Source organism: Faecalicatena contorta, assembly GCF_021531995.1.
GTDB lineage: Bacteria > Bacillota > Clostridia > Lachnospirales > Lachnospiraceae > Dorea_A > Dorea_A contorta_A.
Genome location: NZ_JAFBIZ010000173.1, coordinates 1 through 3,413, shown reverse-complemented (window position 1 = coordinate 3,413; position 3,413 = coordinate 1). Strand labels below are relative to the sequence as shown.

Here is a 3,413-nt window from a genome sequence, read left to right as displayed (position 1 = left end):
ATACAATTGCCACACTCTGCAATAAAATTGTCATGAATGGACATAGCATCTGCATTGTAGCTCACAACTCCATGCTCCAGATAGATAATTCCCATTCCCGTAATTCTGAATGAATCCTGCGCTCTTGAAATACCACCAAACTTTTCATGTTAAATCTGCTTTTTCTATAGCAGAACCACGAACGGTTACAGGTAGTATTCCACGCCTTTTCGGTTTCGGATAAAGTGCTGGACATCCTTGATATCTTTTGCCATCTTGCAGCTCGGAAGCGCACACATCACTTCCTTATGATACCTACCACCTTCTCCTGCACGCTCGTCTAAAATTGACACGACACAAGTATCTGTCTCGGTGCGGAGAGCCCGTCCGAATCCCTGTCTTAGTTTTTTCTGCATGTCTGGAACAATCACTGCCTGAATATAATCTTTCAGGCTGGCATATTCTTTCTTCTGTGCTTCGCTGATGGGATCAGGAACAGCAAAGGGCAGTCTTACAATGATTAACGAGGATACCATATCTCCGGGGAAGTCTACTCCTTCCCAGCAGGAGCCGGCTGCAAAAAGGACAGCATTGTCCATCTGTTTAAATCTTGTGATTTCTTCCGGTGAATGTCTCCACACCTCTATCATCGGGAACGGAATTTCATCCCTTAACATCTGGTAAACGTTTCCCATCAAATGATAAGACGTGAACAGCACCAGCGTATGGCCGTAAGTCGAACAGATCAGTGAATGGACATGATCTGCTATCATCTCTGCCTCTTCCTGACTTCCCCTTCTACATTTTTTCAAATTCTTTGGCAGATATAACAGACAGTTCTTCTGATATTCAAACGGGGAGTCTGCCACATATTCCCGGACTCTCCGTGCTCCCTGTAGTCCTGTCATTTTCCGAATATGGGAAAATCCCTGTCCGGTTTTTAAAGTTCCGCTTGTAAGAATCGCTCCCATTCCTCTGCTCCATAACATCTGGTCCAGATACTGTGGAATCCGTCTGCTGGATGCACACAATATAATCCTGTGATCATGATCCTGCTTCAGATGCAGTACATACTTCTTATCCTGATGGGAAAAGCATTCCAACACACTTCTGGTTTCTTCCAGCTTGTTTCTGATCCACTTCGGAATCTTCTTTTCTAATTTTTCTATGATCTTATTCATGGTCTGTATCCCCTCATATAAATACATTGCACACTCTTCTGTCATGTGGAATTCTTCTTTTATCCCATATCTGGTTCTGTGATTTTCTCCTATGATATCCAGCACCATACGGATCGTCCCGGACAGTTTTCTTATCTCTGGGCCTTGGTACTCTTTCCCAAGATAAAAGCAGATTTCCCGGATATTGTCATAACACAGGCTCTTGCCGAACATCTGCTTTGCTGCATTCGGCAGCTTGTGTGCTTCATCAACAATCAATGCACTGTAGTCTTTTAATAACGGACGATAATCCTGCAACCTATGATAACCATCAGCTAGCAGATAATTGTGATTGCAAATCTGAATGAACATTTCATTATCTCTGGAGTGTTCCAGATACTGCTGATACCTGCATGAGCCTCTTTTCTGGCAGTCTCCCGAACAGAACTTGGGTACATTCACCATCCTTCGGTCAAACCCACTTAAATTAGACACTTCATCCATATCATAATGTTCTTTTAACGACAGCAGAGCTTCTTTCTGCAACGCATTTTTGTTTTTCCCTTCGATTGCAACGATTCGTTGCATCAACCTCTCATCGCAGACAAAATGCTCTTTTCCTTTTCGTATCACAGCTTTGATAGGAGTCTGAATCGTCCCGTTCTCTTGAAGAATCCGGGAGAGAAAGGGGATATATTCCGTAAGAATTGCTTTCTGGAGCGCAATGCTGGAAGTGGATATCACGACCGGACGCTGCTCATAAGGGGAACATCCTTCTGCAAGGAGAGAATATTTTCTCATCAGAACACAGGCCACCAGATAGGCATACGTCTTGCCGATACCGACACCCGCATCACACAGTGCTATGTTTCTTCCCAGCAGGTTATCCAGCATTTCGTGGCATAACATAATCTGTTCTTCCCTTACTGCCATTCCATGCTCCGGGAACAGTACCCGGAAGATCGTATCAATTTCACGATGCGCTCTTTTTAAATATTCTTTTGTGTAATACATAATTTGTTACCTGATATGCGTGCTGATACCACATCAATACGGCTGTAAAGGATTTCTTCCTACAGCCGCATGTATCTGATATCAACGACACATTCTTCCTTGATTTCTTATACTTTTGTTTTTTGGCGTTGTATTTGTCCTCGACTTCCCCATTGCCTTACGGGAACATTACAGGCGGATGCTTGGCATTGCACCGCTCATGGATTTTCTAAAGGTCTTGCTGATTACAACCCAAAGTCCATCCTCTGCTCACTGGCAGTTCCTATGTATCATTATCCCCTCGTAAGTGATCCTCGCAAAAGACCGCCACGATCCTGTTTCAGTTAAAGATGATTCGCTCGAAACAAAAACACCAGCAAAGAATTTTTTTATTCTTTCCTGCCATTTTCATCTGTCCTCGCGCCTTCCTGACACGCTTCTACTTACGGGAACGTACCTGTAATGCTGGTATAGGATTGTCAAAGTACACTGGCAAAATTTACCTGCCTATTAAATAGCCGACGAGAAAAGCTGTTATTATTCAATTTTCTACAAATTTTTTAATTTTTTTCTCAAACGGTTTCTTTTGGTATAAACAGTCTGTTCTGCCATTCCCATAATTTTGGCAATTTCTTTTCCTGAATATCCCCATGTACTAAGCAAAAGTATCTCCAGTGTCTGATGTTCCGTATCCTTTAACAGTTCATACAATCGTCTGTCTCCCACATGTTCTAAGAGTTCCCGGACATCCATTGCAAACGGTTCACCGTCCTCTGATTTTCCTGCATCAATCTCCTGCATCGTTTCTTCCAACCGTTCCCGGTATCTGCGTTCTTCCAGAAAATCTTCCCAGTCCATCTGTCTTAATTTCCGAATCTTCTCTTCGTCCATGCCCAGTTCACGCAGTTTCTTTTCTTCCCGTTCTTTCCAATAATGCCATTTTCGTTCTTCGCTTGCTTTGTTATAAGCCATTTATTTTTCCTCCGATCTGAGTTTCTATAGAAATCAAATCGGAACATGGCGGTGAACGTATTGATACAGTCTTACCATTTTCGAAAAATGTCGAAAAAAAAAGTGCTGCAACCTGTACGATTACAACACTTTGTTTCTTCTTACTTTTTTGTTTTTTTAGTCGCTTCCATTGATGCAAATACTGTTAATGATTTCATGAGCTGTCACCAGACTGCTCACACGAATTGTCATCAGATTGCTTAACTGCCTGTCATAGATAATGGTGGATTCGCCGCCCGAAAACGGGCGGCTGACTTTTACTTAGTTGTG

General features: G+C 42.6%; 2 protein-coding genes. Both read right to left on the bottom strand.

Going from position 1 to position 3,413, the window contains the following annotated elements; all coding sequences use genetic code 11:
- Positions 1 to 185: 185 nt before the first annotated feature.
- Positions 186 to 2,153: an ATP-dependent DNA helicase gene (locus tag JQM82_RS14680; protein WP_235251146.1), complete on the bottom strand. Its 1,968-nt coding sequence runs from the start codon at positions 2,151 to 2,153 to the stop codon at positions 186 to 188.
- Between the two features lie 528 nt (positions 2,154 to 2,681).
- Positions 2,682 to 3,104: a helix-turn-helix transcriptional regulator gene (locus JQM82_RS14675; RefSeq protein WP_235251145.1), complete on the bottom strand. Its 423-nt coding sequence runs from the start codon at positions 3,102 to 3,104 to the stop codon at positions 2,682 to 2,684.
- Between the last annotated feature and the right edge of the window lie 309 nt (positions 3,105 to 3,413).